This window comes from Robinsoniella peoriensis, assembly GCF_000797495.1.
Classification (GTDB): Bacteria; Bacillota; Clostridia; order Lachnospirales; family Lachnospiraceae; genus Robinsoniella; species Robinsoniella peoriensis.
In genome coordinates, this window is record NZ_JTGN01000006.1 from 499076 (window position 1) to 505957 (window position 6882).

5 protein-coding genes are annotated in these 6882 nt (G+C 43.2%); 2 read left to right on the top strand and 3 right to left on the bottom strand.

Going from position 1 to position 6882, the window contains the following annotated elements; genetic code table 11:
- Nucleotides 1–31: 31 nt before the first annotated feature.
- From QR40_RS14905 to melA, 3 genes are all read right to left on the bottom strand, one after another.
- Entirely contained in the window at nucleotides 32–1459 is a 1428-nt protein-coding gene (locus QR40_RS14905) for a L,D-transpeptidase family protein (protein ID WP_044289479.1), read from the bottom strand.
- A gap of 260 nt (nucleotides 1460–1719) precedes the next feature.
- The gene (locus QR40_RS14910) at nucleotides 1720–2475 is read right to left on the bottom strand and encodes an N-acetylmuramoyl-L-alanine amidase (RefSeq protein WP_027294840.1); all 756 of its coding nucleotides are present in this window, start codon (nucleotides 2473–2475) and stop codon (nucleotides 1720–1722) included.
- 499 nt (nucleotides 2476–2974) lie between these two features.
- Entirely contained in the window at nucleotides 2975–4459 is a 1485-nt protein-coding gene (melA, locus tag QR40_RS14915; protein WP_044295783.1) for an alpha-glucosidase/alpha-galactosidase, read from the bottom strand.
- Between the two features lie 127 nt (nucleotides 4460–4586).
- On the opposite strand from melA, the gene QR40_RS14920 reads away from it, so the two are divergent.
- Together QR40_RS14920 and QR40_RS14925 are read left to right on the top strand one after the other, a co-directional pair.
- Nucleotides 4587–5429 carry an AraC family transcriptional regulator gene (locus QR40_RS14920; RefSeq protein WP_044295784.1) on the top strand — a complete coding sequence of 281 codons (843 nt, stop codon included), beginning with the start codon at nucleotides 4587–4589 and terminating at the stop codon, nucleotides 5427–5429.
- Nucleotides 5430–6331: 902 nt separating this feature from the next.
- On the top strand, nucleotides 6332–6751 hold the full coding sequence (locus QR40_RS14925; RefSeq protein ID WP_027293389.1) for an HTH domain-containing protein: 420 nt from the start codon (nucleotides 6332–6334) through the stop codon (nucleotides 6749–6751).
- Nucleotides 6752–6882: the final 131 nt, after the last annotated feature.

Below are 6882 nucleotides of genomic sequence, written 5' to 3' on the forward strand. Positions count from 1 at the left end.
TGTGCCATATGAAATATGATTCCCAATTTCCTTAATCATACACAACTACCGGTGTTCCCCGCTCTACATTATTAAATATAACAGCCGCCGCTTTATCCGGTGTATTTATACAACCGTGAGATCCGTTCCATAGATAGATATCATACCCAAATGCCGAACGAAAAGAACCTGCATCATGAATCCCTACATTTCCGTTAAAAGGCATCCAGTATGTCACAGGTTGGGCATAGTCTTCGCCTCTTAATATCTGTCCGTGAATGACTCCGTCAATTGCCCATACATGATTTGAAGGGGTTGCATTTCCTTTATTCGGGTTACCGGTGACAACCGGCGTATCGACCAATTCTTTTCCGTCCTTATAAAACCACATTCTTTGCTGAGAAATACAGATTTCAACATAGGTATTCCCGATATCATTTTTGGATCTGTCTTTTGCGGTATACAAATAGGCAGGTTCCATATTTCCCGAAATACCATTTTTAACTGCCTCATATAATTTTTTGGTTGTTGCGGGCCGGTCAATACACCAGCCATAATCCCCTCCTCTGGGAAGTGTTATAGTTTTTCCATCGTGTTTTTTAAACTGACGGGAAAGCCCGAAGGTATCCGTTTCATATGCTAACTGGCAAACCCATTCCCCCACCTTATTTTCATCTAGAAAATAGTTGCCATCCGTATCTTTAGTAAGCATTTCACGGATAACACTGCGGTTCACCTCTTTTTTCTGGTCAGTAAAATCAAAGGTTATATCCGCAGTGGTCAGTTCATTCAACTGTGCTACTTCTGACTGAAGACTCCTGTCTGTGTGAAGTACGGAAGGTGATTCGTATATCCCGGATTTATCCAGATCAATGGATGATTTTCCGGTAGCTATTGCATTTTCAACCGCTTTTCTAAAACGTTCCCGGTTTAAAGTAGTTCCAAGGATTTCCTGCTGTATCTCAAATCCGTAATCTTTTTCAACAATGACTGCATCCCGGGGCTCTATGATTTTGCCCGGTGCGAAACAATCCAGTCCATCTATAAGGTCATTTAACACACCTTCTTCATATTCAACCGGAAGAACAACGCTGTAATTTTTATTTTTCCCCAGAGATATTCCCCAGGAAAATGCATTTTGATTTTCTAAAATCTGTCCAACCTGCCCCGACTGAATATATGTAAGCCCAAGCTGTCTTCCTGTAATCACCTCAATAACTCCACCCCGCTCAATCAACTCCAGCCGATAATCCAGCAGATTTTCTGCCATTTCATTTTCTGCTTCTTCAACCGTCATTTTACCGCATTCGATTCCATTAATCGATGAACAGAAAATAAAGTGAGAAGAAAAGTAAGCACCAATCCCCAGATAAATACCAGTTACAATACAGACGCTGGCAGACAGAATACCGGCTGCCATTACTTTGTTTTTCGACTTTTCAACTATAAATTGGTATAATGCATCCCGTGAAAAATACATGCATACACCCCTTCTTATATTTCTAAGTTCTGCAGCCGTCAACAACCATCAGACATACATTTTTGCAGAATTCGAAACTTATATTGTTAATACATATGATTCCTAATGAAAATCATGTACTATAAATGATCTTTTTTTACAGAAAAAATCTCCGCCATGGTTCCGTAAATACCATAGCGGAGAAAATACCCCTCAACATAATTATTCTAATTTGTATGATTTTATGCCTCTCATCAGTCCCGGCTGCCATTCATATTTCCTTACGTAGTTAAAAAAGTCGGATAACCATACCTGCGAAGTGTAGCCTCCATGCGAATTGCATTATCCAGTAACTCAAATGCACCAACCTGAACTTTATAATAACCGTCTTCATTAATAATAAATGCTGGGAAGCCCTGGCTTTGCAACTGTTCCAACAGTCTTTCCGCATTATCTTTTCTTCTAAAAGTTCCGGTCTGCACACGATAATAAGTAGGCTGCGACGAAGCTTCGTCCAGAGACTCCATAATTCCATTTACGATCGCCTGAGCGATATCATCAAACCGGCTGTCAAATATCAGATTGTCCTCGTCACTATTCATAAAACCTACTTCTACCCAGACAGCAGGCATCTTTGTCCTTTTTAACACAACCAGCCCCGGACGGACTTTTACTCCCTGATTTTTGAATCCGACCTCTTCCAGTTCTCCATTGATATCATCTGCCATATCCGCTTTTGTGCCGGAATCATCATAAATTAAGGATTCCACACCAGAGTACTGATTTTCCACCGGACTGGAGTTTCGGTGCAGGGAAATATAGTAATCCGCCTGTTCATCGTTTGCAATAGATGCCCTTTCTATCGGTGTTCTGTATACATCTTCAGAACGAGTATATACCACCTCTATTCCCTTTTCTTCCAATAGTGCTCCCACTGCATTTGCAAGCTTTAATGCATCGTCTTTTTCCTGACGGCCATTGTAAATCACACCGGTGTCCGTACCACCATGTCCGGCATCTAAAATAATTTTAGCCATAAAAATCTCCTCTGACATACCTTTATAATTAAGATATGTCGTAGGCGTCGGTTTGCTACTTTATATAATTCATTACTAATACATCATTCTTTCTTTTGCCCGATTCCAGAGCGTACAATTTCAGCTTAAATTTGGGTTTAGCTGAGGAAGGACGCTTTGTAGATGTAGGTAGTGTACGGAAAGAGAAGGGGGCGGACCATGGCAGGCGTTTGGAAGGCGTATAGCAGATCTGAGCATTTACTTACCTTGCTGGAGTGTTTTTTGGCGGATAGTATTCGACTGGCTCCCATCGGATACTAAGCGGGCAGTGAGCTGCGAAATGCATCAGGATTTCACAGCGAATGCCCGCGTGCCGCCAAAAAACACTCCGGGAAGGTTAGAAAATGCCAGTTCTGCGGTAAGCCTTCCAAACGCCTGCCATGGTCCGCCCCCTCATCTTTCCGAACACTACTATATCTACAAAGCGTCCCCTTGCTCACCTAAACCCCACTTTTATAAATTACTTTACATTTTCTTTAGCTGCGGCTCCAGCCATAGCTCTTGCCTTTTCTTTATCCCTGGACATTTCTTCCACTGTCTTTTCTTTCATGGTGAATCCTTTTGCGGGGCGATACGGAAGCAGTTCACCCTGCATACGCTCTTTAGCCTGTTCAATCTCACCTGCATACTGGGGGAGCCATTGTTCCCCGGCGATTAACATCTCATCCACCATCTGCCTGATCTCAGCAGGGGTACATACTGCGCCTGTGAGCGGATCCATCATTGCCGCCTGATACAAAAGTCTGATATCCCCTTGTACCGCTGCTTCCACAGAGAGCTTTTGTACCCACACGCTCTGAGAACAAATCGCTGCACATCCAAGAGGAAGATCCCCTACTTTCGGTACCGAAACTCCATTGAAGTCTACATAACACGGAACTTCCACCACACAATCATCCGGAAGATTGGAGATACACCCTTCGTTCATAATATTAAAATGTCCCCGGTACGGGCGGCCTGTTTCCAGACTTTCTATGATATAGCTTCCGTGTTCCGCGCTTCTGTCTTCATATTTGTACTCCTTTGCCGGTTCCTGCAGCCAATTTGGAAAATCCGTTTCAAACCAGTTCCTGCCTTCTTTGCAGACTCTCAGATATCCGGCTGTCTCGCCTTGAATCCAACTGCTGTAATTAATCCATTTTTCCATATCTTCCGGCCGTTTCCGGTACCAGGAAAGGTATTCTGACAGGTGACCATTGGATTCTGTAGAATAATAGCCAAAATTTTTCATCACATCCAGACGGATATTTTCATTGTCCAGCATTTCCTGCTGATTTAACATCAATTCATAGAGTTCCTGTACTCTTTCTTCACCCTTTATCTTTGCACTTATGTACCAGGTCTGATGATTTAGTCCTGCACAGATAATATCTACATCTTTAACTTCCACTCCGAATGCCTTCGCAATCTGCGCATGTCCATGCTGAACCCCATGGCACAATCCATAAGTCTTTACTTTGCCATATTTATTACATGCCCAGGTCAGCATGGCGTTTGGATTGGAATAATTTAACAGGATACATCCCGGTTTTGCCACCTCGCGGATATCCCTGCAGAAGTCCAGAAGAGTTGCAATCCCTCTCTGCCCGTACATAATTCCTCCAATGCACAGCGTATCGCCGACACACTGGTCCACACCGTATTTTAAAGGAATTTCCACATCCGTTTCAAATGCTTCCAACATTCCGACTCTTACGCAGTTGATCACATATTTCGCATCTCTAAATGCTTCTCTACGGTCCGGGGTGGAATGAATCTTTATGTTAAGTCCATTTTCATCAATATCCCGCTGACAGAGCTGTGTCACCATTCTTAAATTTTCTTCATTCATATCGGTGAATGCTACTTCAATATTAGAAAACTCTTTCACTGATAAAATATCTTTTAACAGTCCTCTTGTAAAACCTAAACTTCCTGCCCCGATAAATGCTACTTTAAAGCTCATAATATCCCTCCATATGGTAATTTTTTGCTATATACTTTACGTATACCCTGTGTTATCATAATTCTATAATATATGGTTTTCAGTAAACAATCAATCTGACTAATATGATAAAAGGGGTAATTTTTTGATGGCATATCAATTTGGATTTTATAACTTTTTATTTCCCGATGAACTCCAGGATCCCTACATTTCCCTGAACTGCATGGGGATCGAACAGAGATCCAATACCAGCTATTACTACGATAACCGGGACCGGAATATCGACAACTACCTTTTCCAATACACATTAAAAGGAGAAGGTGTCTATGAGTCCCATGGAAAACGTTTCTCCATTAAGCCTGGACAGGGATTTTTTATACATATACCGGACGATGAAAAATACTACATGCCGGATGACAATGAAGATCAGCCCTGGGAATTTATTTTTCTGCTGTTAAGCGGAGAAGCCGTTTCAAAATACTATGAACTAATTTCAAAAAAAGCCGGAAAGATTCTGGAACTGCCGCTGCATAACAGCGCAGTCCAAACTCTTTTCGACTTATATAACCAAACCCAAAGCGGCAGAATGTTTCATCCGTTTTTAGCAAGTGAACTCGCCTACCGCTTTTTGTGCAGGCTCTGTCAGAGTGTAATCCACAACGAGGCAGATTACTCCAGCAGAACCCAGGCAGCTATTAAAATTATGGAAACACAATATGCTTCTATTCAGGGCATAGAGAGAATTGCCGGACTTCTTGATATTTCACCAAATCATCTGACTCGGGAATTTACCAGAGAAACCGGAGTTCCTCCAATAAAATACCTGACAAACATCCGTTTACAGCAGGCTGCAGCCCTTCTTCTTGAAACCGCGCTTCCGATTCATCAGATCGCCGTATCCTGTGGATTTTCCTGTGGAAATTATTTTACGAAAATTTTCCACAAGCATATGAATGTTACACCTCAGGAATACCGCCGTGAGTGGAAGTAATGCTGTACTAGAGCGAACAATTTCAGCTTAAATTGGGGTTTAGGTGAGTAAAGACGCTTTGTAGATGTAGGTAGTGTACGGAAAGAGAAGGGGTCGGACCAGGACATTGGTTTGGAAGGCGTACCGCAGAACTGGCATTTTCTAACCTTCCCAGAGCACTTTTTGGCGGCACGCGGGCATTCGCTCCGAAATCCTGATGCATTTCGCAGCTCACTGCCCGCTTACAATCCGATGGGAGAAGTACTGCATTTTGCAATGCAGTACTAGTCGAATTGTATCCGCCAAAAAGCACTCTGGGAAGGTAAGTAAATACTCAGCTCTGCTATACGCCTTCCAAATCAATGTCCTGGCTCGCCCCCTTCTCTTTCCGAGATAGCATTCGTTGATACAAAGCTGGTTTTCTCAGCATGGTTGGGCCCCGGGGTTGTGGCATGCTGTACGCTATTGGCATAGAACACTTAAAAACCAATAAACCAGCTGGATTTTATCACTCTGAACTGCCGTAACACACTCTGCTGCATCCAAAAACGAACAGACCGTCACAACCCAGGGGTCTCCACCAGGCTGAGAAAACCAGCTTTGTGTCAACGAATGCTATCTCGGAAAGATGGGTGTGGGAAACTGGTATGGGCGGAGGAAGCGTAGAGCAGAGCTGAGTATTTTATAATGTACCCATAAGTGTGGACACATCATTTAGCGGGGCTCCCATTTTTTTAGACATCCCTTCCCATTAGTTCCATATAAATGGACACCCCCTCACCTTTCAGAACCCCAATTGTGGACATGCCTTGCTGGTATACCCTGTTTCTGGGACAACTGGCTTGGATGATTGCTGAGGCCTCTTTTGGCTTAGACACCTCTCTTGGCTTATGGTATTCTTATCTAAGAACAGGAGGAATACCATGACCAAAAACCCTTTTACCAATGAACAAATGCTGCTGCTTCGTCAAAATCCTTACACCTACAAGGTGTCCAAATTCCAATTAACCTTTACCAGGGAGTTCAAGGAGATCTTTTACTCGGAATACCAGTTAGGGGAGATTCCGCGGCAGATCCTCGCAGATCATGGCTATGATCCTGCCGTCCTTGGGGACCGCAGGGTATGGAGCATTGCCAGACACATTCGGGAACAGTACGATAAATATGGCGGGTTTCACCAAGGACATTCCCCTCACAGGATGCAAAGCTCCGTCTCCCCGGCTGCTGATCTGCCGCCATCCGAAAAGGATGAATTAAAACAGCTTCGGCATGAGGTTGATTATCTGAAACAGGAAGTTGAGTTCTTAAAAAAAATTTCCTCACTCAGGACTACAAGGAAGTAGGTGCTCTGCTTATGAACGACTCTTCCTGTATATTTGAGATTATCCTTTGCATCCTGTGAGGGGAATGTCCTTGGTGAAACCCGCCATATTTATCGTACTGTTCCCGAATGTGTCTGGCAATGCTCCATACC